The sequence below is a fragment of the Rhodococcus sp. OK302 genome, assembly GCF_002245895.1.
Lineage (GTDB): Bacteria > Actinomycetota > Actinomycetes > Mycobacteriales > Mycobacteriaceae > Rhodococcus_F.
In genome coordinates this window covers 5,256,828-5,282,500 of sequence record NZ_NPJZ01000001.1, presented here as the reverse complement: position 1 = coordinate 5,282,500, position 25,673 = coordinate 5,256,828, and the positions used below count along the sequence as shown (strand labels likewise).

The following is a 25,673-nucleotide window of genomic DNA, read 5'->3' as shown; positions in this document are numbered from 1 at the left end:
GGGGTGAAAGGCCAATCAAACTCCGTGATAGCTGGTTCTCCCCGAAATGCATTTAGGTGCAGCGTCGCGTGTTTCTCACCGGAGGTAGAGCTACTGGATGGTCTAGGGGGCCTACAAGCTTACCGAAATCAGCCAAACTCCGAATGCCGGTGAGTGAGAGCGCGGCAGTGAGACTGCGGGCGATAAGGTTCGTAGTCGAGAGGGAAACAGCCCAGATCGCCAGCTAAGGTCCCTAAGCGTGTACTAAGTGGAAAAGGATGTGGGGTCGCGAAGACAACCAGGAGGTTGGCTTAGAAGCAGCCACCCTTGAAAGAGTGCGTAATAGCTCACTGGTCAAGTGATCCTGCGCCGACAATGTAGCGGGGCTCAAGTACACCACCGAAGCTGCGGCATTCACGCAATAGCCCCCATTGGACCCAAGGGTCTTCTGGCAGGTGTGTGGATGGGTAGGGGAGCGTCGTGTGGCCATGGAAGCGGCAGGGTGACCTAGCCGTGGAGGCCACACGAGTGAGAATGCAGGCATGAGTAGCGAAAGACGAGTGAGAAACTCGTCCGCCGAATGACCAAGGGTTCCTGGGCCAGGTTAATCCGCCCAGGGTGAGTCGGGACCTAAGACGAGGCCGACAGGCGTAGCCGATGGACAACGGGTTGATATTCCCGTACCCGTGTGAACGCGCCCATGATGAATCAGGAGTACTAACTGTCCTGAAGCCACGAGAAGACCTTCGGGTCTCGAGTTGGTGGATGCACGGGACCTTTCCTGGTAGTAGTCAAGCGATGGGGTGACGCAGGAAGGTAGCTGAGCCAGTCAGTGGTAATACTGGTGTAAGCGTGTAGGGCGTGACCTAGGCAAATCCGGGTCACATGAAGCCTGAGACGTGATGCGTAGCCGATTGAGGCGAATTCAGTGATCCTATGCTGCCGAGAAAAGCCTCTAGCGAGCTTTCACACGGCCCGTACCCCAAACCGACACAGGTGGTCAGGTAGAGAATACTAAGGCGATCGAGATAACTATGGTTAAGGAACTCGGCAAAATGCCCCCGTAACTTCGGGAGAAGGGGGGCCCTGTTTGGTGACGGAACTTGCTTCCTGAGCTGAGTGGGGCCGCAGAGACCAGTGAGAAGCGACTGTTTACTAAAAACACAGGTCCGTGCGAAGTCGTAAGACGATGTATACGGACTGACGCCTGCCCGGTGCTGGAAGGTTAAGAGGACCGGTTAGTCACTTCGGTGGCGAAGCTGAGAATTTAAGCCCCAGTAAACGGCGGTGGTAACTATAACCATCCTAAGGTAGCGAAATTCCTTGTCGGGTAAGTTCCGACCTGCACGAATGGCGTAACGACTTCTCAGCTGTCTCAACCGTAGACTCGGCGAAATTGCATTACGAGTAAAGATGCTCGTTACGCGCGGCAGGACGAAAAGACCCCGGGACCTTCACTACAGCTTGGTATTGGTGTTCGGTTCGGTTTGTGTAGGATAGGTGGGAGACTGTGAAGCGGTGACGCCAGTTACTGTGGAGTCGCTGTTGAAATACCACTCTGATCGAATTGGACCTCTAACCTCGGACCATGATCTGGTTCAGGGACAGTGCCTGGTGGGTAGTTTAACTGGGGCGGTTGCCTCCCAAAATGTAACGGAGGCGCCCAAAGGTTCCCTCAGCCTGGTTGGCAATCAGGTGTCGAGTGCAAGTGCACAAGGGAGCTTGACTGTGAGACTGACAGGTCGAGCAGGGACGAAAGTCGGGACTAGTGATCCGGCACCGGCAAGTGGAAGCGGTGTCGCTCAACGGATAAAAGGTACCCCGGGGATAACAGGCTGATCTTCCCCAAGAGTCCATATCGACGGGATGGTTTGGCACCTCGATGTCGGCTCGTCGCATCCTGGGGCTGGAGTAGGTCCCAAGGGTTGGGCTGTTCGCCCATTAAAGCGGCACGCGAGCTGGGTTTAGAACGTCGTGAGACAGTTCGGTCTCTATCCGCCGCGCGCGTAAGAAACTTGAGGAAGGCTGTCCCTAGTACGAGAGGACCGGGACGGACGAACCTCTGGTGTGCCAGTTGTTCCGCCAGGAGCACTGCTGGTTAGCTACGTTCGGAAGGGATAACCGCTGAAAGCATCTAAGCGGGAAGCCTGTTCCAAGATGAGGTTTCTCACCCCTTGAAGGGGGTAAGGCCCCCGGCAGACCACCGGGTTGATAGGCCAGAACTGGAAGTCCGGTAACGGATGTAGGTGACTGGTACTAATAGGCCGAGGACTTACCACAAAGAAGCTACGCGTCCACTGTGCGGTATCTGAAACAACACACAGATACCTTGAGAAACTTGTTTTCTCCATCCCCCAACACCATCAGTTTTGGTGTTGACGGGTGGTGGAACCGAGTGTCCAGGGTTGGTTACTGTGACAGTTTCATAGAGTTACGGCGGTCATAGCGAAGGGGAAACGCCCGGTCCCATTCCGAACCCGGAAGCTAAGCCCTTCAGCGCCGATGGTACTGCACTCGACAGGGTGTGGGAGAGTAGGACACCGCCGAACACAATTTACGATCAAGCCCCCAACCATTCGTGGTTGGGGGTTTTTCGTGTTCCGGGAACGGTAGTTTGCCGGGGGCTTGTCGGGGTGAACGTATCGCCCGCTCGATGGCCGGCGGATACGGTGGCGCCTATCCGGTGGTTGCCGGTGGTTGGACAGACAGAAAGATCCTCGCAGCTGATTGCTGCGAGGATCTTTCTGTCTGTCTCTAGGACTTGGGTGCGGCTCCGGCTCCGGCGTCGCTCAGGTGTAGGCACACCGGGCGGCAGATCGAAGGGCCGTGCTTACCAGGCATTCATGGTGTCGAGGATCTGACCTCGAGCCATCCACAGTTCAGCCGACCAGTTAGCCCACGAATGGATCCCTGAGGACGGAAAGCTGTATGTCGCCGGGATTCCCAGCGAGTTCAGACGCAGTTCGAATGAACGCGCATGAACCAGGGCGAGTAATTCCAGACCCATTCCTGTTGCCGTGTTCCAGTACTCGATTGGCGCCGAAGGTTGCTCGTACGGACCGGGGATACCGTTGGATGCCGAAATGTACATCGGCAATCCACGAAGCAACTCGGCATTGACGAAGGGATCGTTGCGAATCCAGCCAGATGACCATGGTGGACCCCACATGGAATCGACGTTGTACCGGCCGGCGTCGAGCATCGCCAAGCGGATCGCTTCGCGCATCCCCGGCCCGGAGATGTTGATGTACCCGGACAATGAACCCGCGAACTTGAACTGATCGCGATGATGTCCCGCGAGGTTCAATGCGGCGCTGCCACCCATCGACAAGCCAACTATTGCATTGTTGGTGGGCGAAACACCGTACCCAGCAAGGAAACTGGGGAGTTCTTGCGTGAGGAATGTTTCCCATTTGTAGGTGATCGGCTGAGCATTGAAGTTCGACGGTGCGTACCAGTCAGTGTAAAAACTAGACTCTCCGCCTACCGGCATCACCAATGTGATGTTGTCATTTCGATACTGATCGAACGCATTGGTCTCGAAACTCCAAGCATTGCTGTCGTTTCTCGCACGGAGACCATCGAGGAGATAGAGCGCGGCATTGCCGCCCCGTGCTGCCCACTGCACCTGAACCTTGATATTTCCCATCGAAGACGGCACCCACAACTCGTCGTACCCACCCCACGGTGCTGAATGCATCGGCGACACAGCACGCTCAGGAGCAGCGGACGCCACGGTGGGCCCGAATGTGCCGCCGAGAAGGAGCGTCGACACCAATGCCGCGAGGAGCACCCGCGCCCGTCGTGTTTTGGTTTCGGACAACGTGAATTTGATTCTCTGCAAGATTGTCTTTCCCCGAATCGGCGTCTGAAGACTCGCCGCGGTAAGTGCATCGTCGGTTCTACTGTCGATATGTTTGTCTCTTCGTGGGGCCTGCAGCGTTACAAAGTCGAGGTCATCGCAGCATTCGGAAATCTGACAAGCCGGACGAATCGTAGTGTCGCAAAACACAATTCAGAAGAATGTCTGGCTTGCTCACCGATCGGCGAAAGGTGCGAACGGCACGTTCGGTCTATCTGAGGCGCCGAGCGTACCGTTCGCTCGATGCGGGGTTTGCGGAGTGGGTTATGCGGAGGTGTTCGGGGCTTCCAGCGACGTGACGGGGACGGCAAGAACTGTTGGCTGGGTGCGGCCTCGAAGAACTATCGAATCTGCGGTGACCCAATGAGTACGTTCGGATTCCGAGGCGGAGGCAAGTGCCCGACCGGATGCTGCCACGTTGCCCGGAACATTCTTTGCCACTTCTGACAGGCGCGCTGCTTCGTTGACGGGATCACCGATCACGGTGTACTCGAATCGTTCACGCGCGCCGACATTTCCGGCAACTGCGATGCCTGAAGCAATCCCGATGCCGGCGCGGACCTCGGGGACCTCGGCGCACAGCCGAACTTGAACCTTCCGGGCGGCTGCGAGCGCGCAGCCGGCGTGATCGCCGATCCGAGTAGGCGCGCCGAAGATGGCGAGTGCCGCGTCACCTTCGAACTTGTTCACGAAACCACCGTGGGCGTCAACCTCGTCGACTATGACGTCGAAGAATCTGTTGAGCAGCGTGACGACGTCGGTGGGGGAGTTGGTTGCGGCGATAGTGGTGGAACCGATCACGTCGACAAAAAGGACGGATACGTCACGTTCCTCGCCGCCGAGTTCAGGGTTGCGTCGCATCGCATTGGCCGCAACCTCGTACCCGACGTGACGTCCGAACAGATCGCGGATCCGTTCGCGCTCTCGGAGCCCTTCGGCCATCCGATTGAAACCGGTTTGGAGCAAACCCAATTCGGTGCCGTCGTAGACGACTACCTGGGCGCTGAAGTCTCCATGCGTGACTTGCTCCATCCCTCGCCGGACAGATCGGATGGGTGCTGCTGCAGATCGAATGTTGATGTAGGTCAGCCCGAGTCCGACGCACAGAGTGATGCCGCCGATTACCAGAATCGAGATAGCCAAATCTTGCCACCGTGGCGGACGGATATAGCTGAAAATTGCGACGATCATCAGGCCGGCGACGGGGACGCCGCTGCCGAGCACCCAAATCAGGATGGTCCGACCGGTGAGTCCGAGAACGGCAGACTTGCGTGGTGCACCGGATTCGAGGGCGCGAGCCGCGATGGGTCGCAGCGCGAACTCGCTGAGGAGATAGCAGAATGCACAAGTCGTGATTCCACTGAAAGCTATGGTGAACAACACTTTTGGAATGGTATCGGCGTCGACGATTCCGTACAGGGTTGTGAAAGTGGCGAGAGCGACAGTCCAGAGAACGAGTTGAACTCGGGTGAGACGCCACGGTCCGCGCAGTGCCGCACGTTGGTTTTCCTCACGGGGAGGGGCGTCCTCCGTTGCCCATCGAAGATCGTGCATGAGGCGCTTGGTGCCCCACAGCAGTCCGACGATAAAAACGCACACGATGAAGACCGGAACGGCAATGAAGTTGATCAACGCGAACTCGGACCGCATGATGCTCGGGCCGGGGACAACGATTCCGATCAAGATGATGGCCAGACCGGCACCGATCAGGTTCGTGATCAGGAGCGGAGCGGTCAGGAGTAGCTGGACGCGGATACGTCGTCGGCGGGGGTTCTCGTCTGTGGATCCGAGCAACCACGACCCCAAGGGTGCGCTCGGGACATCGCTTCGCTGCATAGTGTGTCGAGAGTAGTCCAGGTGATCCTTTAGGGTGGTGCAGTGCGCCTAGTTATTGCTCGTTGCCGTGTTGACTACGTAGGTCGATTGACCTCCCACCTCCCGACCGCCCGACGCCTGTTGTTGGTCAAGGCAGACGGTTCGGTGAGCATCCATGCCGACGACCGGGCGTATAAACCGCTGAACTGGATGAGTCCTCCCTGCTGGTTGGTGGAGACCAGCGGGGACAACGACGACATCTTGTGGGTCGTGACGAACAAGGCCGGCGAGGAACTGAGGATCACCCTCGAGGAGATCGAGCATGATTCGTCGTACGAACTCGGTATTGATCCAGGATTGATCAAGGACGGCGTCGAAGCACACCTGCAGGAACTTCTGGCCGAGCACGTCGAAACCCTCGGGTCCGGTTACACCTTGGTACGACGCGAGTACATGACGGCAATCGGCCCGGTCGACCTTCTAGTTCGTGATGCGGACGGTGCGTCGGTGGCCGTCGAGATCAAACGTCGCGGCGAGATCGACGGCGTCGAACAGTTGACGCGCTATCTGGAACTGCTCAACCGCGATCCGTTGCTCGCTCCGGTCACGGGAGTGTTTGCAGCGCAACAGATCAAGCCGCAAGCCAAGACGCTTGCCAACGATCGAGGCATTCGTTGCCTGGTCCTCGACTACGAGGCGTTGCGAGGTACCGAAAGCACCGAGTTCCGGCTTTTCTGAGGCCGTTAGACTTCTTGACATGCCGCGCCGCAAACCTATTCCGAAGCAGACCCGTCGAACGGACAATCGACGTGGTCAGGATTCGGACGAGCCCAGGGGCGTTCTCTTCGGCGGATCAGTGGTTCGCGAAGAACCGGGTCCGGGCGGCGAATTGTTCATGGTGCGGCCAATTCCCGGCGCCAACGCTACGAAATTCTACCGGTGCCCTGGCTGTGACCATGACATCAGTCCTGGCGTCGCGCATGTCGTGACCTGGCCGTCGGAACCCGGCGGCGCTACCGAACGTCGGCACTGGCACACCGGATGCTGGTCAGGCCGCGGGACTCGCAGCCTGACCAGAAGGTGGTCCTGAAGTTCAGTTGCGGGACTGGGCTCGCTGCTCGACCGCACGGGTGTCGATCTCGGCGGTATTGGTTTCCTCGGCGTCGTCTCGGTCATCGAGTTCTTCGTCCGTCGAATTCGGCTCGTTGTACTCGTCTTCGTCGTAAGTAGGAGCGGCCGGTGCAGCCGGCGCCGAGGGCGCGTCGAGCAGTTCGCTCTCACGATTGACCGAGGCGAGCATCGCCGGTACGGAATCGAGTTGACCGCGAATTCCGAGGAGCTGCGCGAGGATTCGGCCACGCAGAACTCGCAGTTCTTCGGCAAGTTCCTTGGCGTGCGCAATCTTTCGCTCGGACTGGTCGGTTGCAGCCTGGAGTCGGCGCTGCGCTTCACGCGTGGCATCCGTCAAACGACGTTCCGCTTCGGCCTTGCTGGACGCCTCGAGGTCGTTGACTGCGGCGACAACCTTCGCACGTCGTTCCGACATCGAAATATCGAAATCTTCACGGATCTGGGTGCGCTTCGCCTCGGATTCGGCTGCGAGGCGATCACGTTCCGCTTGTGCGGCTTCGACGATTCGTGCAGCCTCGGTTCGGGCTTGGAGCATGGTCTGCTCGTGCATCGTTTCCATGGCATTACGACGGTCTTCGAGTTCCGCGATCAAGGTTTCGTAATGGCTGCGCAACCGCACGCCGTCCTGCTCGGCGATCGAGGTCATCTCCGCGGCGTCGGCGTCGGCCTTGGCGCGAACCTCGGACGCCTCGTCGGATGCAAGACGGAGCATGCGGCTGATGCGATCGCTCATGCCCTCCGCTGTGGTGGGCGGGACGGACAACCGGTCGACATCCTTGCGGAGGTCGTCGATGTCGTCGCGGGCGTCGTCCAACTGTTTGGCAAGGTCGCGGGCCTGGGACGCCGCGGCATCGCGGTCTGCCGCAGTGACCCGCAATTCGGCGTCGAACCGCTCGAAGTAGTTTCGTACCTCGTCGCGGTCGTATCCCTTCCGGGCGATCTGGAACGGAAGTTGGATGGAACCGCGGTCCTGCTCGTATGCCATGGCGATAATCTACCTGGCATACGTGCAGGAGTTTGGGCTGCTAGTGCGTCGCGGCCGGTTCGACCAGTTCGACGAGTACACCGCCGGCATCCTTGGGATGGATGAAGTTGATTCGAGAGTTGGCGGTGCCGCGGGTGGGAGCGTCGTACAGCAACCGAACGCCGCGCGCGCGGAGCTCCTCGGAGATGGCTTCGATGTCGGTGACGCGGTATGCGAGCTGCTGCAAGCCGGGGCCGCTGCGGCCGATGAACTTGGCGATGGTCGAGTTCTCGTCGAGGGGTGCGAGCAACTGAATTGCCGGTGCGCCCTCGGGTGAACCGATGACGGAGAGCATTGCCTCACGAACACCCTGAGCTTCGTTTACCTCTTCGTGAGTGGAGACCATGCCGAGGTGCTGGGTGTACCACGCGATTGCTACATCGAGATCGGGAACAGCAATTCCGACATGGTCGATGGCTACGACGAGATCGGAAGACAACGGTGCAAGAACGGGACTGGGGGACGTCTGTGTCATACCTTTCACGGTAGCGCTACCGTTTGAGTAGTACACGTCGGGATGTGACTTGACTCGTATGCCGCGTGCGCCTGATGCCTATGTCTCTTTTTGCAGCCGGAGGAAATCGTGACCAGTTCTGTGATTGTTGCCGGAGCCCGTACCCCGATGGGTCGACTCATGGGTTCCTTGAAGGACCTTTCCGGGTCCGATCTGGGCGGAATCGCCATCAAGGGCGCGCTGGAAAAATCAGGCGTTGCTCCGGAGCAGGTCGAGTACGTCATCATGGGCCAGGTTCTGACCGCCGGTGCCGGCCAGATGCCGGCTCGTCAGGCTGCCGTCGCAGCGGGAATCCCCATGAGCGTTCCGGCACTGAGCATCAACAAGGTGTGCCTGTCGGGTGTCGACGCCATCGCCCTGGCCGATCAGCTCATCCGCGCCGGTGAGTTCGAGGTTGTCGTTGCCGGTGGTCAGGAATCGATGAGCCGCGCACCGCACATGCTCGAGAAAAGCCGTGAAGGCTTCAAATACGGCGACGTCACCATGCGCGATCACATGGCCTACGACGGCCTGCACGACATCTTCACCGACCAGGCGATGGGTCTGCTGACCGAGCAGGTCAACCAGAAAGACGACAGTCACATCACCCGCGCGGAGCAGGATGCGTTTGCCGCGGCCTCACACCAGAACGCGGCCCGCGCGTGGAAGGACGGACTCTTCGACAACGAAGTTGTTCCGGTCTCCATCCCGCAGCGCAAGGGTGATCCCATGGTGTTCGCACAGGATGAGGGCATCCGCGCCGATACAACCGCCGAATCGCTTGGCAAGCTTCGTCCCGCATTCAGCAAGGACGGCACCATCACCGCCGGTTCGGCGTCGCCGATCTCCGACGGTGCTGCCGCTGTTGTCGTGATGAGCAAGGCCAAGGCCGAAGAACTCGGTTTGACGTGGATCGCCGAAATCGGTGCCCATGGCGTTGTCGCCGGACCGGACTCCACCTTGCAGTCGCAGCCGGCGCGGGCCATCGCCAAGGCCTGCGAAAAGGAAGGCATCGACCCCAAGGACCTCGACCTCGTCGAGATCAACGAAGCCTTCGCGGCAGTCGGAATCGCGTCGACGCGTGAGCTCGGGCTCGATCCTGCCAAGGTGAACGTCAACGGCGGCGCTATTGCCGTCGGGCACCCGCTCGGAATGTCCGGTGCGCGGATTGCTCTGCACTTGGCGCTCGAATTGCAGCGTCGCGGCGGCGGAATCGGTGCTGCGGCACTGTGCGGCGGCGGCGGACAGGGCGACGCTCTGATCGTGCGCGTACCGAAGGTCTAAATACACCCGAGCACATCTGTTTCGCTCTACGACGCCCCGTGGTTTTCCTCACACCACTACGGGGCGTCGTAGTTGTTCGGGCAGAATGGGCCCCATGGCGAACGTCTTCGATCTCAGCACCACCGCTAAGCGGTTCCGTTTCATCGCAATCCTGGAAGCATTCACTTGGGTTGGCTTGCTTATCGGCATGGCCTTCAAGTACCTCCCCGAAGACGGCAATGAAATCGGGGTCAAGATATTTGGACCCGTTCACGGGACAGTCTTCGTCATATATATCGTGATCGCATTCTGGACCGCCAAGAAGCTTTCATGGAAGAGGCGGACCCTCTTCTGGGCGCTGTTCGCAAGCGTCCCTCCCTTTGGGACCATCTTGTTCGAAGAGGGCGCGCGATCCGGCCAGTCCGGTGACCTTGTCGTTGAGCCAGAGCGTGACACCGACGCCGCTCTCGTCTGAGCGAACCGGGCCTCTTCTTCGTAGGTTCGGCCAACTCGTGACAAACTGGAACGCGTGACTCGACCAGGATCCAGGCCCCCCGCGCGTTCGTCAGCAGTAGCAGCCGCCATGAGCGGCGCAGTCGACTTATCCGCTCTCAAAGAGCGGGCGACGGCTCCACCCCCGCGTAAGCCCAGCGGAGATGGGGCCGTTTCTGCGCTCCCGGGGACCGTCATCGACGTAAACGAAGTGAATTTCGAGTCGGAAGTTCTGGTCAAGTCGAGCCAGGTCCCCGTGATCGTCAACCTCGGCGGACGCGCCTACGAGCCGTCCGTCGTCTTCACCGAGGTGCTCGAGCGCTTTGCGGCGCAAGCCGGTGGCCAGTGGATTCTGGCTAACGTCGACGTCGATGTGAGCCCGCAGATCGCGCAGGCATTCGGCATCAAGTCGGTACCCACCGTTGTTGCCGTCGCGGCCGGTCAGCCGTTGGCCGATTTCGAAGGTGCGCAGCCCGAAGAACAGCTCAGTCAGTGGTTTGCCGCTGTTCTGCAAGCGACTGAAGGCAAGCTCAGCGGTCCCGTACCGGCCGCTGGTGAAGCGGATGAGCCCGAAGTCGAGGACCCTCGGTTCGTTGCAGCGGAAACAGCGCTCGATGCGGGTGATCTTGACGGCGCGATTGCGGCGTACCAGGTCATCCTCGACGAGGAGCCCACCAACGCCGAAGCACTCAACGCGGTTCGTCAGGTGAAGTTCATGGCTCGCGTCGAGAACACGGATCCGGATTCTGTCGCTGCCGCCGATGCTGATCCGTCAAATCTTGAACTGCAGTTTGCCGCCGCGGACAGAGAGATGTACGCGCAGAAGCCGGAGACCGCGTTTGCTCGCCTCATCGGTGTTGTCGCGCGGACGGCGGGCGACGACAAAGCCGCAGCCCGGACGCGACTTCTGGAACTGTTCGAGCTGTTCGATCCCGCCGAGCCGATGGTCATGGCAGCGCGTCGCAAGCTGGCTGCAGCGCTCTACTGAGCAACTCACTGCGACGGCCGCTACTCCGTATAGCGGCTATCGCAGGCCACCTGGCCACCGAGCACACCGGTCCGGAAGGCGTCGACACGTGCGAATCCACTCGGGACGGTGTCACCGTTGACATCACTGGCTGCGAGACCGTCTGTGAGTAGGCCGGAGACTGCTTCATCGAGGTCTCCGGGGGACAGTGTGACCTCAGCTCCCGAAGCCGCGGCATTGGTGGGGCTCAAGGCCGCGGTGATCACTCCGGACAGGCAAGCGGCGCGCAATGCGGTCTGCGGGGTGTCGAGGGACTGGCCCCGTTCCTTCTGCATGGCGAGGGTGTATCTCGACGCGAGCAGAACATACGCGTTGTAGTCGCCGGTGATGGTGGTCGGCATCAACTCGCGTCGGCCGACCCGTCCGGGAGTTCCGCGCTCAGCCAACTCGTCGACGCTGATTCCGATGGTGTTGGTGGCGGGGCAGAAGGACACAGGCTCGGTGGTCTTGGCATCCGTGCAGCCGGTGTCCGCGCCGTCGAAGGTCACGGTCGGAGGATTTTGCAGCTCGAAGATCGACTGAAAAGTTTTCAAGAACTCTTGCAGGGTGGATTCGGTGACGGGCAGCTCACCGGAATCGCTCTGTTCGCTGAACTGCTGGGGGAGATCGGCACGCCGGGATTCGATTTCGGCGTCGTCCATCTTGGCGCACGCACCGGGGCCGTCGGTGAATCCGATTTGGGTTGCGGTGACCCGCTCGAATGCGGACCCGTGGTGAGAATCGGGGTCGTTCGGGTCGTCGTCGCGGATGGCTACGGCAGAAGCGAGGACCTTGTTCAGTCCGTCGGAGGTATTCATCGTGAAGTGAGTCGCCTTGTCCTCGGCGACGTTGCGGAGGAAGGCACCGCCGAAGCAGTCGGCTTGCTGCTCACGCACCAAAGCTGCATCGGATCCGCCTTCGACAATGTCGGCTTTTCGTTGAATGGCGTGGCCGTACTCATGCGCGAAAATGAATGCGACGGCAACGTCGCCGAACTTTTCCTGAACCTCGGGCAAGAGAAGTTCTCGATCCCAGCCGATGGTGTGATCGAGACTGCAATACCCGGCGTTGATGAGATCTTTGGTGGACTCTTCGCAGAATTCCGGACCGTCGGGCTTGGTGGGATCCCAGGAGATCAGGGTATCGACGGGTTGGAACGGCTCGTTGAACAGTGCCGGATACTGGGTTTTCCAAAATGTCTCGATGTCGGTAACTGCGTTGGCCGCAAGCGCGTCGATGCGGCCACCATCCGTTCCGACGATGTCACGTTCGGCGTTGGGTGCCCCGGGGCGGAGTCCGCTGGGACCGGAGGACGCGTCGAGACCGGCCACTCGAAACGGATCGTGATAGATCGAGACCGCGTGACCGGTCGAGCCCTGCGAACAGCTGACCAGCAAGGCGGCAGTTGCCATCAATGACGAAGTGACTATTACTGCTCGCCGGCCAAACATCAACGCTCCAGACTGATCCATATCGCGCCGTTGGCGGGGAGGGCGACCGATGCTGACGCCGGCCGACCGTGCCACGACTGCGACGTCGCTGTGACCGCACCGAGGTTCCCCACACCGGAGCCGCCGTAGGACTCGGCATCGGTGTTGAGGATTTCGACCCATCGGCCGGGCTCAGGTAGCCCGACGCGGTAGCTCGAATGCTCGCTGCCCGAGAAGTTGAACAGGCACGCGACAATCGAACCGTCAGTACCGTAACGCAGAAAACTCAGGACGTTGTTCTCGGTGTCGTTGGCGTCGATCCAGGAGTAGCCACCGGGCGACGTATCGAGTGTCCACATTGCCGGATGTTGTCGGTAGGCGGAATTGAGGTCGCTGACGAGCTGCGTGACACCGCGATGGAGGGTGCCGGTGTGCGCGTCGTCGAGTTGCCACCAGTCGAGGCCGCGTTCCTCCGACCACTCCGCGGTCTGGCCGAATTCCTGGCCCATGAACAGAAGCTGCTTACCCGGGTGCGCCCACATGTAGGCGAGGAGCGAACGGAGGCCTGCTGCCTTGGCGAAATCGTTGCCGGGCATACGAGTCCACAAGGTGCCTTTGCCGTGCACGACTTCGTCATGGCTGACGGGGAGTAGATAGTTCTCACTCCACGCATACATCAGCGAGAACGTGATCTCGTGGTGGTGGTACGTCCGATGTACCGGATCGTGGCCGAGGAAGCCGAGGGTGTCGTGCATCCACCCCATGTTCCATTTCATGTTGAACCCGAGCCCACCGACATTGGTCGCACGCGTCACTCCCGGCCACGCGGTCGATTCTTCCGCGATGGTGACAACTCCGCGATGGTTCTTGTGGACTGTCGCATTCATTTCCTGAAGAAACGCAACGGCTTCGAGGTTCTCGCGACCACCGTGAATGTTGGGGGTCCAGCCGCCGACAGGCCGTGAGTAGTCGAGGTACAACATGGAGGCGACGGCGTCGACGCGCAGGCCGTCGATGTGGAATTCCTCGAGCCAGAACAATGCATTTGCGACGAGGAAGTTACGGACTTCCCGACGGCCGAAATCGAAAACGTATGTTCCCCAGTCGAGTTGCTCCCCTCGTTGAGGGTCGGCGTGTTCGTAGAGTGGCGTGCCGTCGAAACGGGCCAGGGCCCAGTCGTCCTTGGGGAAGTGTGCGGGAACCCAGTCCACCAGTACGCCGATCCCAGCGGCGTGCAGATGGTCGACGAACCAACGGAAGTCGTCGGGTGTCCCGAATCGAGCGGTGGGGGCGTAGTACGACGTCACCTGATATCCCCAGGACCCGCCGTAAGGATGCTCTGCGACGGGCAGCAATTCGACGTGTGTGAATCCGGTCTGCGTGACGTACTGCGCGAGTTGCTCGGCCATCTGCCGATAGTCGAGGCCGGGACGCCACGAACCGAGGTGCACCTCGTACACGCTCATCGGTGATTGGGCGGGGTCGAGACTCGCTCGGGCGTCGAGCCAGTCCTGATCTTCCCAGACATACGAACTCGTCGTGACCCGTGACGCCGTCGCCGGCGGTACTTCGGTTCCGAAGGCCATGGGATCGGCTTTGTCCTTCACGGACCCGTCATGTCCGTGAACGCGAAACTTGTACAGTTCTCCGGACGCGATATCGGGTAGGAACAGTTCCCAGACTCCCGTCGACCCGAGAACGCGCATGGGAGCGAATTGTCCACCCCAGCCGTCGAAGTCGCCGATAACGGTGACGCCGCGGGCGGCTGGAGCCCATACGGCAAAGGATGTTCCGGTGACAGTTCCATCGGGTGTTTCGTAGGTGCGCGGGTGCGCGCCCAGGACGTCCCACAGGCGTTCGTGTCGACCTTCGCCGAACAGGTGGAGATCGAGATCGCCGAGGGTGGGTAGGAATCGGTACGGATCGGCCACTACGACGGTATGTCCGCCGGGGTACGTGACCGAGTACCGGTAGTCGATCAGTTCCGCGTACGGGACCAGTGCTGCGAAAACTCCACCCGAAATATGTTGGAGTGGAAAAGTTTTCCCGCCGATGACAGCGCTGACGGCGTCGGCATGGGGACGAAGTGCCCGCAGAACTGTGCCACCCGCGTGTGGGTGCGCTCCGAGGAAGCTGTGCGGATCGTGGTGTTCACCGCGGGCCAGAAGGTCCAGATCGTGGGCGGCCGGTGCGATCCCGGCGGGCAACTTGTGTGCGGCCATCAATTTCCTCCGCGGTATGCCAACGACGTTCTGGCAGAGTAGGGAACAGGGGGTAGCGCGAGGATGTGCGCGACAGCACGCCACGGCTCGAGGCGGACGAAATTGGCTTGCCCCCAGTGGTATTGCTCGCCGGTCACTTCGTCGAGGACAGTCATCTGATCCTGCCATTCACGCCCGAGCGCCGGCATGTCCAGCCATACCGTGCCGTCTTCGGCGGCATAGGGATTGAGGTTGACGATCGTGAGAACGGCATCGCCGGTGATCGGATCGAACTTCGAATACGCGATCAGCGCGTCGTTATCGATGTGGTGGAAGTGCAGGTTGCGCAACTGTTGCAAGGCGGGGTGGGCGCGGCGAATGCGATTGAGTGCGGTGATCCACGGCTCGAGCGATTCACCTCGTGCTGCGGCTTCGGCGAATCGACGCGGACGAAGTTCGTACTTCTCCGAGTCCAGATATTCTTCGCTACCGGGCCGGACCGCTTGGTGCTCGAAGAGTTCGTACCCCGAGTAGACGCCCCACGTCGGTGCCAGTGTTGCCGCGAGAGCTGCTCGGAGCGCGAACATTCCGGGTCCGCCGTGTTGGAGCGACTCGTGCAGGATATCGGGAGTATTGACAAAGAGGTTGGGCCTGGCTTCGTCGGCCTTGGCGGCCAGCTCGTTTCCGAACTCCGTCAATTCCCACTTCGCGACACGCCACGTGAAGTACGTGTACGACTGCGTGAAACCTCGTCGGGCAAGGCCGTACATCCGAGCCGGCCGGGTGAATGCCTCGGCAAGGAAGAGGACGCCGGGGTCGGACTTCTTGACCTCCGAGATGAGCGTCTCCCAGAAGTTGGGTGGCTTGGTATGGGGGTTGTCGACCCGAAAGATCTTGACCCCGGCCTTGATCCAGTGTCGGACGACGCGCAGAATCTCCTTGTCCAGGCCGTCGGGGTCGATGTCGAAGTTGATCGGATAGATATCCTGGTACTTCTTGGGCGGATTCTCCGCGTAGGCGATGGTGCCGTCCGGGAGCACTGTGAACCACTCGGGATGCTTTGCGGCCCAGGGGTGATCGGGAGCGCATTGCAGAGCGAGATCGAGTGCCACTTCGAGTTCGAGCTTGCGGGCCTGCGCCACAAAGGCTTTGAAATCTTCGAGAGTGCCGAGCTCGGGGTGGACCGCGTCGTGCCCGCCCTCGGTAGATCCGATGGCCCACGGAGAACCGACGTCGCCGGGCTGTGTGGTGAGAGAGTTGTTGCGACCCTTACGGTTGATCTCGCCGATCGGGTGAATCGGCGGAAGGTAGACGACGTCGAAACCCATTGCGGCAATGCGCGGAAGATCTTCTGCGGAAGTCTTGAACGTCCCGTGCTTCGGCACTCCGTTCTCGTCCCAGCCCCCAGTGGAGCGCGGGAAGAACTCGTACCACGATCCGAACAGGGCCCGATGGCGGTCCACGAGAACGGGATGCGACTCTCCCTTGGTCACCAGTTCTCGGAGCGGATTGGCTCGGAGCAATTCCGCGACATCCGAGGCAAAAGCGGGCGCGACCCGGGCGGTCAGGGTCTGATCGCTACGCAACGATGCCGTCACAGCCTCCAGCCTCGAGCGATTGGCCCGGGGAAGTTCCTGGGCGGCTCGTTCGAAGAGTCGAGCACCGATTTCAAGATCGTTGGCAAGTTCTGCCGGGCCCTGTCCTACGGACAATTTCGCTTCGACGGCATGCTTCCAGGTTGCGACAGGATCGCTCCACGCTTCGATCCGAAATGTCCAGAGTCCTTCTACGGAAGGGACAAACACGGCATCGACGGTGTCTGGCTCCCCGCCAGGGTCCATCGTGATTCGCAGCGACTTGGTTCCGCGAGGACCACGGACGACAAGGGTCGCAGCGACGGCGTCGTGGCCCTCGCGCCAGACCGTCGCATGTACGGGAATCACTTCACCGACTACAGCCTTGGCTGGATAGTTACCCGAGATCGCGGGTATCGCGTCGTCGATACCGAGGCGTCCTGTCACGGGAAGCTCCATTTCTGATGGTGGAGTGTTACTGGTGTTGCCGAGTTCAACCGTAGTGGGTGTACCGGCATGTCGTCGCTTCCAGCGGACACGGTGCTTGTAAGGACACAGCCCGACCAACTCGACTAGGGTTCGCGGGGTGAAAGCCTTGCGTCGGTTCACTGTCCGAGCCCACCTGCCGGAGCGCCTTGCCGCGCTCGGCCCTCTGTCCACCAACTTGCGTTGGTCCTGGCATCCCGAGACACAGGATTTGTTCTCGCGCCTCGACCCGCAACTCTGGCAAGCGGTTCAGTTCGATCCCGTTCGCATGCTGGGTGAAGTGGACCCCGCGCGACTCGACGAACTGAGTGGCGACGCCGATTTCCTTCGTGACCTCGATACTGCGGCAGCCGATCTCGACAGTTACCTGAGCACTCCGCGCTGGTACCAGGCGCAGCAGGCCAAGGGTGTTTCGCTGGCCGGTGGAATCGCGTATTTCTCCATGGAGTTCGGCGTCAGCGAAGTCCTGCCCAACTATTCCGGTGGTCTCGGCATTTTGGCCGGCGACCATCTCAAGGCCGCGTCGGATCTCGGACTGCCGCTGATCGGTGTCGGTCTGCTCTATCGGTCCGGGTATTTCCGTCAGTCCTTGACGGCGGACGGGTGGCAGGCCGAGCACTACCCGCCTCATGATCCGCAGGGTTTGCCGCTTCGTTTGCTGACCGACGCCGGCCCGACATCAGGTGACGGGTCCCCGGTCATCATCCACGTGGCGATGCCGGGCGGGCGTGTGCTGCGCTCGCGGGTGTGGATCGCCCAGGTGGGCCGCGTTCCGCTGCTGCTTCTGGATTCCGATATCGCAGAGAACGACGCGGAGCTTCGGGGTGTCACCGATCGTCTGTACGGCGGCGATCAGGACCACCGCATCAAGCAGGAGATCCTGGCCGGAATCGGCGGCGTGCGTGCGGTTCGGGCGTACACCGCGGCCTACGGATTGCCGGATCCTGAGGTCTTCCATATGAACGAGGGCCACGCCGGGTTCCTGGGTATCGAACGAATTCGTGAACTTGTCACCACCAGCGGTCTCGATTTTGATTCGGCATTGGCTGCCGTGCGCGCCGCCACGGTCTTTACGACGCACACTCCGGTCCCGGCCGGGATCGACCGCTTTCCGGCCGATCTGGTTCGCCACTACTTCGGCGGCTCCAACGGGGAGAACGAGTCGACGCTGCTGCCGGGCCTGACGGTTGATCGCATCGTGGGCATGGGCCGCGAATCGGACCCGTCGATCTTCAACATGGCGCACATGGGGCTTCGTCTGGGCCAGCGCGCCAACGGTGTCTCCAAATTGCACGGCATCGTCAGCCGAGACATGTTCAACGGACTCTGGCCGGGATTCGACGCCGACGAGGTTCCGATCGGATCGGTGACCAACGGCGTCCACGCACCGACCTGGGCGGCACCGGAGTGGATGGACGTCGCGAGACGGATTGTCGGGCAGGAACAACTCGAAGAGGCTCGCGGCTGGGAGCGTCTGCAGGAGCTTTCGTCCACCGAATTGTGGAGCACGCGTAATGCGTTGCGCGGCAAGTTGGTCGACGAGGTGCGTCGACGCGTCCGGGCGTCGTGGATCGAGCGCGGCGCTACCGAAGCCGAACTCGGTTGGGTCGGTGGAGTTTTTGATCCCAACGTGTTGACGGTCGGATTTGCACGGCGGGTGCCGACATACAAGCGTCTGACCTTGATGCTGCGCGATCCTGATCGTCTGCGCGCGATGCTGCTCGACGAGAAGCGTCCCGTGCAGTTGGTAGTGGCTGGTAAATCGCACCCTGCCGACGACGGTGGCAAAGCACTCATCCAGCAGGTTGTTCGTTTCGCGGACGAGGCAGACGTGCGTCACCGCATCGTGTTCCTGCCCGATTACGACATGTCGATGGCGCGCTACCTCTACTGGGGTTGTGATGTGTGGCTGAACAATCCGCTGCGCCCGCTCGAGGCATGTGGAACGTCGGGCATGAAGTCTGCCCTCAACGGCGGACTCAACCTGTCGATCCGTGACGGGTGGTGGGACGAGATGTACGACGGTGAAAACGGCTGGGCAATACCGACCGCCGACGGAGTTCTGGACGACGTTCGGCGCGACGATCTCGAAGCCAGCGCGCTCTACGAACTGCTCGAACATGCAGTGCTGCCCACGTTCTACGATCGTGACACCCAGGATCTGCCGACGCGTTGGGTGGAGAAGGTTCGGCATACACTCGAGAATCTCGGGCCGAAGGTGTTGGCATCACGCATGGTTCGTGATTATGCGGTTCAGTACTACGCTCCGTCCGCGGAATCTGCGCGAGCCGTGGTGGCCGACAATTTTGCCGGGGCACGCGAGGTTGCGGAATTCCGTCGACGGATCGAATCGCAGTGGCCGTCGGTGAGCGTCGAGCAGGTGGACGGATCCGGATTGCCGGACACCCCGGAAATCGGCGCGACCATCTCGCTGAAGGCAAAGGTTCGTCTCGGTGGTCTGTCGGTCTCTGATGTCGAGGTACAGGCTGTGATCGGTCGGGTCAGTCCCGGTGAGGAACTCACCGACGTTGTGACGTTCCCGATGACACATTTCGGTTCCGAGGACGGTACCGAGGTGTTCGAAGCTGAAGTAGCGCTTCCGGTTTCGGGTTCGGTTGGGTACACGGTTCGAGTGCTTCCGCATCACCGGCTACTGGTGAATGCTTCGGAGCTCGGACTGGTGACTACGCCGGCTGGGTAGCTGATTCTGCCCCGGACCCAGTTGGGTTCGGGGCAGAACTGCGTCAGGCGCGCGAATCGACGCCCGTGTCAGGGCCGTGAATCACGGATTCGCGTCAGTGCCTTGCGGACAACCTCCGGCTTGGTCGTCTCCCAGAACGGCGGTAGCGATGCGCGCAGGTACCCCGCATAGCGGGCCGTCGCGAGACGCGGATCGAGTACGGCCACAACACCTTTGTCGTCGACACTGCGGAGCAGCCGGCCCACGCCCTGGGCCAGGAGCAGTGCCGCATGATTGGCCGAGACACTGAGAAAGCCGTTGCCGCCGTGGGACTCGATGGCCTGCTGGCGGGCCATCAGTAGTGGGTCGTCGGGACGCGGGAACGGAATCCGGTCCAGGATGACGAGACTCAGCGACGGACCGGGCACGTCGACGCCCTGCCACAGGGACAGTGTGCCGAACAGTGACGTTGCTTCGTCTTTGGCGAAGGCCTTGACGAGAGTGCCGGTGGAGTCGTCGCCCTGACACAGGATTGGGGTGTCGAGTCGCTCGCGCATCGCTTCGGACGCAGCTTTTGCGGCCCGCATCGAGGAGAACAGTCCGAGGGTGCGCCCACCCGCAGCTTCGACGAGTTCGGCGATCTCGTCGAGATAGACCGGAGCCAAGCCGTCGCGTCCGGGCGTCGGGAGGTGTCGGGCGATGTAAATGATTCCGGCCTTGGCGTGGTCGAACGGTGAACCGACGTCGAGGGAGTTCCAGCGGAATGTCGAAGCGTCCGAGGGTGCTTCGGTGCCGACGGCGGTTCCGGAATCGGGGCGAACCGACGACTGCGACGGTAGGCCCCAGTTGACGGCGAGACCGTCGAACGAACCGCCGACGGTGAGCGTTGCAGATGTCAAGACCACCGTTGACTCGGCGAACAAGCGCTGGCGCAGTAGGCCGCCCACGGACAGGGGAGCCATGCGGACCGATCGGCGGACGTTGCCCCGGAACTCGTCGGAGGACAGCCAGACAACGTCTTTGCGCTTCGCGGGGTCGGGTTCGTCGAAGGCGGTGAGGACGCGGACGGCGCTGTCGTGAATGTCGTCCACCGAGGAGAGTGCTGCGTTGCGGGCGGCAGCGGCTTCGGGGTCGGCGGCCATCATGCCGGGCTTGGCCGGACCGATGGCAGTGCGGAGCGACCAGGCGGCATCGCGGATTGCGGCCAGGGCCGGAGCGGCGCCGTCGGGCAGCGACTCCCAGCGTCCGGGGCGAAGCTCCTCGAGGAGGCCGGCCCAGCCTTCGCCGGCAGCTTCGAGGCGATCGGCATCCTGTTCCTCGACGATCTTTCCGCAACGACGCGCGGCAGCGCTGATTGAGGACGCAGTGAGTTCAGCGGTCGCGACGCCGGTGACGCGGTCGACTAATTCGTGGGCCTCGTCGATGACGACGACATCATGTTCCGGCAGGATCTGGATGCCGGAGATGGCGTCGATAGCGAGCATCGCGTGGTTGGTGACCACAACATCGGCCTTGGACGCTTCGACGCGAGCACGCTCGGCAAAGCAGTCTTCGCCCACCGGGCACTGGTTCTTTCCGATGCACTCACGGGACGTCACACTGACCTGTCGCCAAGCCTGATCGGAGACGCCGGGAACCAGTTCGTCGCGGTCGCCGGTATCGGTGTCGGACGACCACTCGGTGAGACGGACCACTTCACGGCCCAGACGCGAGACAGTGAACGGATCGAACAATTCGTCCTCGGGCGGCTGCTCGGACGCTCCGGTATGAATCTTGTTCATGCACAGGTAGTTGTTGCGGCCCTTCAGAATTGCGAACTCCGCGCGTCGCCCGAGCGGCTTCTTCAGTGCGTCGGCGAGGCGGGGGAGATCACGATCCACCAACTGCCGCTGCAGCGCGATGGTGGCCGTCGAGACAACGACGGTGCGCCCGGACTCGACGGCGTGACGCAAACTCGGCACCAGGTAAGCCAGCGACTTACCGGTGCCCGTGCCGGCCTGGACGGCCAGATGCTCGCCGGTATCGATCGAATGCGCTACCGCCGACGCCATAGTGAGCTGGCTGGTCCGCTCGGCGCCGCCCAGAGACTGCACCGCCGCTCGGAGCAGTTCGGGGACATTCGGAAGTTGATCGGCCACCCAAGCAGGTTAGTGGATCCCTACGTCAGAAATGCCGACGCTGTGGGAAGGAGCATTCTCGTCGCGGCCTGTGAGCTGCACTCCGGCGGCCTGCATCTGCGCTATCGCGGCCTCGATGGTGGCCGGTGCCACACCGGCGGTCAGGGGAAGGATCACTGTGGTGCCGAAGCCGGCACGCACTGAATCGAGCGCAGTGGCCTTCACACAATGATCTGTCGCGATACCGATCACGTCGACGTCGGTGATGTCGTGGGCGCGCAACCACTGCTCCAACGTGGTGCCGTCCTCGGCAAAACCTTCGAACCCCGAGTAGGCCGCGCTGTACGCGCCCTTGGAGAACACGGCAGAACCCGCAACAGTCGCATCGAACGCGGGGTGGAATTCCGCGCCGTCGGTACCCACCACGCAGTGCGCCGGCCACGTGTCGACGTAATCGGGATCCTCGGAGAAATGAGTGCCCGGATCGATGTGGAAATCCCGGGTCGCGGCGACGGCGTCGTACTCGTGAGAGTCGACAAAATCGTTGATCGCAGCGGCAACGCCAGCGCCGCCGTCGACTGCGAGTGTCCCGCCTTCACAGAAATCGTTCTGTACGTCGACGACGATCAAGGCACGCGCAGACATCACTGACCTCCGACAAATCGGACGGGTACCGCGGAGTCTCCGCGAGAGAGCTTCAAGCCCTCCCACGGGAGGCTGACGAGTCCGGCCTTCACAACAGCTCGACTGTCCTCGAGGGTCGGGACGCCGTCGACGGTCTTGCCGCCGCGTACGAGCGGAATCATCAGTTCCGTAGCGCCCTCGGCCGCCGAGACGGGAGACGGAGCGTCGGCGGGGTAGATGACTTCTTCGACGATCGTTCCGGTCGGTCGCGCGACGCGCAGGGCCTTCTTTGCGCCGCCGCGCGACGCCTTGTTGGTGCTGCGCTTCTCGACGGGGATTCCCTCGACCTCGACGAGCTTGTAGACCATGCCCGCAGTGGGAGCGCCCGAGCCGACAACGAGGGAGGTGCCGACGCCGTAGACGTCGACGGGTTCGGCGCGCAGGGCAGCGATCGCGTACTCGTCGAGATCGCCCGAGACGACGATGCGGGTTTTGGTGGCACCGAGGTCGTCGAGTTGGCGACGCACCTGACGGGCGATCACCCCGAGGTCGCCGGAGTCGATGCGCACTCCACCGAGTTCGGTGCCGGCCACGGCGATAGCGGTTTTCACGCCTTCGGTGATGTCGTAGGTGTCGACCAGCAGGGTGGTCGAGACACCGAGCGCATTGACCTGAGCGCGGAATGCCGCAGCCTCGTCGGTTCCGTTTTCGGTGGTGTGCAGGAGGGTGAACGCGTGAGCACTGGTGCCGGCGCCGGGAACACCGTGGCGGCGGACGGCCTCGAGGTTGGAGGTGGCGTCGAACCCTGCCAGGTACGCGGCGCGGGACGCTGCGACGGCAGCCTGCTCATGGGTGCGGCGTGAACCCATCTCGATCATCCGGCGATTGTCGGCGGCACTGACCATGCGTGCTGCGGCCGATGCGATGGCGCTGTCGTGGTTGAGGATCGAGAGGATCAGCGTTTCGAGCAATACGCATTCCGCGAACGTTCCGCGGACCGAGAGGATGGGTGAGCCGGGGAAGTAGAAGTCGCCTTCGCGGTAACCGTCGATGTCGCCCGAGAATCGGTAGTTGCGCAGCCACTCGACCGTCGCGTCGTCCAGGAACTTCGAGACGACCGCCAGTTCGGGTTCACCGAAGCGGAAATGCTCCAGCGCACCCAGCACACGCTCGGTGCCGGCAACAACACCGTAGCGGCGACCGTCGGGGAGTCTGCGAGCAAAGACCTCGAAACTGCAGGTACGGAATGCAGATCCGTCGGCAAGCGCGGCCGAGAGCATGGTGAGCTCGTACTGGTCGGTGAGCAGTGCGGTACTCGCCGCAGTGTCAGGACGATCGGAATTTTGCGTAGGCACGCACACAACTCTAAGCGGGAGAGTGTGTGGGTGGGTGTTGTCACCCGGTATCGCGTCGTACCCTGGAGACATGGTTTCCGGCGGCGCGACAGTTCCCACGACCGCCTCGGCGCGCGTCTCGATGAAGGGTGCGACGGTGTCTTCACCGCGTGCGGTGCCCGAGCAGTCGGAGGCTGTCGCGACTATAGAAGCCGTCGATCGGCCCTGGGTGACCATCGTCTGGGACGACCCGGTCAACCTGATGCATTACGTCGCCTACATTTTTCAGAAGCTGTTCGGCTACAGCAAGGCCAAGGCCAACGATCTGATGATGAAGGTCCATTCGGAGGGCAAGGCCGTCGTCTCCAGTGGTTCCCGCGACAAGATGGAAGCCGACGTTCGGCGCCTCCACGCGGCTGGTCTCTGGGCCACGATGCAACGCGAAGACACGTAAGTCTCGTTTACTTTCAATAAATTTCGACCCGATGACAGATGGGAGTCCGACGCGTGCGGACGTGGAGCAGGAAGAATTCACTTTCCGGAGTGAAGTTCAGATCCGAGATGGACGCTCACGAAGCAGCGGTCCTTCGTTCGCTGGTCGAGTCGGTGATCGGACTGTTGGACGAACGCGAATCGTCGGCTCCGCAGGACGAACTTGCCGCGCTCACCGGACTGCGAACCGGGAATTCGGAGTCCCCGGACAATCCGGTGCTGGCACGGTTGCTTCCCGATTTTCATCGGCCGGACCCCGACAAGGTCTCGCCCGATCCGGACGATCTCGACGACGCCGGCGCCAACGTCAACGGTGCCTTGCGGAGTTTGCACGAGCCCGAGATCATCGACGCCAAGAAAGCGTCGGGTCGCGCGCTGTTGGCTTCGCTGCCCGAAACGGGTGGCAAAATTCTGTTGACGCAGGAACAAGCCGACGCGTGGTTATCGGCGCTCAATGACGTACGCCTGGCTCTCGGAACCAATTTGGGGATCGATGCGGATACGCCGGAAAGTTTGGATCCCGACGATCCGCGGGCGCCTCATCTGGACGTGTATCACTGGTTGACGTGGATGCAGGATTCGCTCGTTCAGGCGCTCATGCCGTGACTGCGACGACCATCGGCCCCACGGATTCGTTGACCGACGTCGTCGGAATTTCGGTAGGTCACCATCACCGACTCGACGACAATGTAACCCTGGGAACCGGGTCCGCGACGGGTTGCACCGTAGTCCTCGCGCCGGCCGGAGTGGTTGCGGGCGTTGATGTTCGCGGCGGCGGACCCGGCACCCGGGAAACGGATCTGCTGGATCCGAGCCATTCGGTTCAGCAAGTCAACGCAGTGTTGCTGACCGGCGGTAGTGCCTACGGTTTGGCAGCCGCCGACGGCGTGATGCGGTGGCTCGAAGAACACGGCCACGGAATCGCGATGGGCGCGCCGGGTCAGGTGGTTCCCATCGTGCCGGGCGCTGTGATCTTCGATCTTCCGGTGGGGGACTGGACGATTCGGCCCGACGCCGATTTCGGTTTCCTGGCCGCGGATACGGCGTCGAGCGAATGTGCGACCGGCACTGTGGGCGCCGGCGTCGGGGCTCGCGCCGGCGCGATCAAAGGTGGAGTCGGCACTGCCAGCGTCGTGATTGCCGACGGACCGGCTGAGGGGACAACGGTTTCGGCGTTGATCGTCGCAAACCCGGTGGGGTCTGTGTTCGATCCGCGAACCGGCTTGCCGTGGGGCGTCGGATCCGACGGTGCCGAGTCTTTCGGACTACGTCTGCCGGTGCCGTCCGAACTTGACGCCGCCAATGCCGTCGCAGCCAAGGGGACGGTTCTCAACACCACTATCGGGGTTGTTGCTACCGATGCGGCGATTACCAAGGCCGGTTGCCGACGCGTCGCCGTCGCCGGACACGACGGTTTGGCTCGGGCCATCCGGCCGGCCCACTCGCCACTCGACGGTGACACGATTTTTGCCCTTGCGACCGGAACCCACGTCCCGGAATTCGAGATCGCGGTGCCGGCCGCTTTTCCGGCGGATCTGCCCATCCTCGACGCGGTGTGTGCGGCTGCCGCTCAGGTTGTGGAGCGGGCAATCGTCAAGGCAATTCTGGACGCGACCGCGGTTGCGGGCATTCCCAGTTATCGAGACTTGTTCCCGTCAGCGTTCGTTTAG

General features: G+C 61.7%; 19 protein-coding genes and 2 rRNA genes (1 of these 21 only partly in view). 11 read left to right on the top strand and 10 right to left on the bottom strand.

From position 1 onward, the window contains the following. Positions 1–2,259, top strand: a 23S ribosomal RNA gene (locus BDB13_RS24200) (it extends 875 nt beyond the left edge of the window). A 152-nt stretch (positions 2,260–2,411) separates the two neighbouring features. Further along, positions 2,412–2,528: ribosomal RNA gene (rrf, locus tag BDB13_RS24195) — 5S ribosomal RNA — on the top strand. A gap of 281 nt (positions 2,529–2,809) precedes the next feature. Here rrf and BDB13_RS24190 read toward each other — a convergent pair. Both BDB13_RS24190 and BDB13_RS24185 read right to left on the bottom strand, forming a co-directional pair. Further along, on the bottom strand, positions 2,810–3,772 hold the full coding sequence (locus BDB13_RS24190; protein WP_254923056.1) for an alpha/beta hydrolase: 963 nt from the start codon (positions 3,770–3,772) through the stop codon (positions 2,810–2,812). A 333-nt stretch (positions 3,773–4,105) separates the two neighbouring features. Further along, on the bottom strand, positions 4,106–5,677 hold the full coding sequence (locus BDB13_RS24185) for an adenylate/guanylate cyclase domain-containing protein (RefSeq protein ID WP_094274039.1): 1,572 nt from the start codon (positions 5,675–5,677) through the stop codon (positions 4,106–4,108). Between the two features lie 42 nt (positions 5,678–5,719). On the opposite strand from BDB13_RS24185, the gene nucS reads away from it, so the two are divergent. Together nucS and BDB13_RS33115 are read left to right on the top strand one after the other, a co-directional pair. After that, entirely contained in the window at positions 5,720–6,394 is a 675-nt protein-coding gene (gene nucS, locus BDB13_RS24180) for an endonuclease NucS (RefSeq protein ID WP_094274038.1), read from the top strand. 19 nt (positions 6,395–6,413) lie between these two features. Beyond that, positions 6,414–6,746 carry an ATP/GTP-binding protein gene (locus BDB13_RS33115; protein ID WP_094274037.1) on the top strand — a complete coding sequence of 111 codons (333 nt, stop codon included), beginning with the start codon at positions 6,414–6,416 and terminating at the stop codon, positions 6,744–6,746. A gap of 3 nt (positions 6,747–6,749) precedes the next feature. Here BDB13_RS33115 and BDB13_RS24170 read toward each other — a convergent pair whose 3' ends face one another. Both BDB13_RS24170 and mce read right to left on the bottom strand, forming a co-directional pair. Further along, entirely contained in the window at positions 6,750–7,772 is a 1,023-nt protein-coding gene (locus BDB13_RS24170) for a hypothetical protein (RefSeq protein WP_094274036.1), read from the bottom strand. 40 nt (positions 7,773–7,812) lie between these two features. Continuing rightward, positions 7,813–8,286: a methylmalonyl-CoA epimerase gene (gene mce / locus BDB13_RS24165; RefSeq protein WP_094274035.1), complete on the bottom strand. Its 474-nt coding sequence runs from the start codon at positions 8,284–8,286 to the stop codon at positions 7,813–7,815. A 108-nt stretch (positions 8,287–8,394) separates the two neighbouring features. Between mce and BDB13_RS24160 the strand changes: the two genes are divergently transcribed. From BDB13_RS24160 to BDB13_RS24150, 3 genes are all read left to right on the top strand, one after another. Further along, positions 8,395–9,588 carry an acetyl-CoA C-acetyltransferase gene (locus BDB13_RS24160; protein WP_094275166.1) on the top strand — a complete coding sequence of 398 codons (1,194 nt, stop codon included), beginning with the start codon at positions 8,395–8,397 and terminating at the stop codon, positions 9,586–9,588. A 94-nt stretch (positions 9,589–9,682) separates the two neighbouring features. After that, the gene (locus BDB13_RS24155; RefSeq protein WP_374230442.1) at positions 9,683–10,042 is read left to right on the top strand and encodes a DUF3817 domain-containing protein; all 360 of its coding nucleotides are present in this window, start codon (positions 9,683–9,685) and stop codon (positions 10,040–10,042) included. Positions 10,043–10,150: 108 nt separating this feature from the next. Continuing rightward, positions 10,151–11,047 carry a tetratricopeptide repeat protein gene (locus BDB13_RS24150; protein WP_094274033.1) on the top strand — a complete coding sequence of 299 codons (897 nt, stop codon included), beginning with the start codon at positions 10,151–10,153 and terminating at the stop codon, positions 11,045–11,047. A 20-nt stretch (positions 11,048–11,067) separates the two neighbouring features. On the opposite strand, the gene BDB13_RS24145 is transcribed toward BDB13_RS24150, so the two are convergent. The 3 genes from BDB13_RS24145 to BDB13_RS24135 are packed head-to-tail and all read right to left on the bottom strand — an operon-like array spanning position 11,068 to position 16,717. Next, positions 11,068–12,516 (bottom strand): neutral zinc metallopeptidase, encoded by a 1,449-nt coding sequence (locus tag BDB13_RS24145; RefSeq protein ID WP_094275165.1) that lies wholly within the window; start codon positions 12,514–12,516, stop codon positions 11,068–11,070. Then, a complete protein-coding gene (gene glgB / locus BDB13_RS24140) occupies positions 12,516–14,717 on the bottom strand; it encodes a 1,4-alpha-glucan branching protein GlgB (protein WP_094274032.1) in 2,202 nt (733 codons plus the stop codon). Before glgB ends, BDB13_RS24145 begins: the two co-directional genes overlap by 1 nt. Continuing rightward, positions 14,717–16,717, bottom strand: a complete 2,001-nt coding sequence (locus BDB13_RS24135; protein WP_094275164.1) for a maltotransferase domain-containing protein — start codon at positions 16,715–16,717, stop codon at positions 14,717–14,719. The genes glgB and BDB13_RS24135 overlap by 1 nt, the downstream gene beginning before the upstream one ends. A 139-nt stretch (positions 16,718–16,856) precedes the next feature. Between BDB13_RS24135 and glgP the strand changes: the two genes are divergently transcribed. Next, positions 16,857–19,457 carry an alpha-glucan family phosphorylase gene (gene glgP / locus BDB13_RS24130; protein ID WP_094274031.1) on the top strand — a complete coding sequence of 867 codons (2,601 nt, stop codon included), beginning with the start codon at positions 16,857–16,859 and terminating at the stop codon, positions 19,455–19,457. A gap of 68 nt (positions 19,458–19,525) precedes the next feature. On the opposite strand, the gene BDB13_RS24125 is transcribed toward glgP, so the two are convergent. The 3 genes from BDB13_RS24125 to BDB13_RS24115 are packed head-to-tail and all read right to left on the bottom strand — an operon-like array spanning position 19,526 to position 23,532. Continuing rightward, on the bottom strand, positions 19,526–21,574 hold the full coding sequence (locus BDB13_RS24125; protein WP_094274030.1) for an ATP-dependent DNA helicase: 2,049 nt from the start codon (positions 21,572–21,574) through the stop codon (positions 19,526–19,528). Positions 21,575–21,583: 9 nt separating this feature from the next. Further along, the gene (locus tag BDB13_RS24120; protein ID WP_094274029.1) at positions 21,584–22,198 is read right to left on the bottom strand and encodes a nicotinamidase; all 615 of its coding nucleotides are present in this window, start codon (positions 22,196–22,198) and stop codon (positions 21,584–21,586) included. Further along, a complete protein-coding gene (locus BDB13_RS24115; protein ID WP_176459660.1) occupies positions 22,198–23,532 on the bottom strand; it encodes a nicotinate phosphoribosyltransferase in 1,335 nt (444 codons plus the stop codon). Before BDB13_RS24115 ends, BDB13_RS24120 begins: the two co-directional genes overlap by 1 nt. 121 nt (positions 23,533–23,653) lie before the next feature. Between BDB13_RS24115 and clpS the strand changes: the two genes are divergently transcribed. From clpS to BDB13_RS24100, 3 genes are read left to right on the top strand one after another with little or no spacing between them, the layout of a single operon-like run. Then, positions 23,654–23,965 (top strand): ATP-dependent Clp protease adapter ClpS, encoded by a 312-nt coding sequence (gene clpS / locus BDB13_RS24110; RefSeq protein ID WP_243619220.1) that lies wholly within the window; start codon positions 23,654–23,656, stop codon positions 23,963–23,965. A 53-nt stretch (positions 23,966–24,018) separates the two neighbouring features. Further along, the gene (aosR, locus tag BDB13_RS24105) at positions 24,019–24,609 is read left to right on the top strand and encodes an oxidative stress transcriptional regulator AosR (RefSeq protein WP_094275163.1); all 591 of its coding nucleotides are present in this window, start codon (positions 24,019–24,021) and stop codon (positions 24,607–24,609) included. Beyond that, complete coding sequence (locus BDB13_RS24100) at positions 24,606–25,673, top strand: P1 family peptidase (protein ID WP_094274026.1); 1,068 nt, start codon at positions 24,606–24,608, stop codon at positions 25,671–25,673. The genes aosR and BDB13_RS24100 overlap by 4 nt, the downstream gene beginning before the upstream one ends.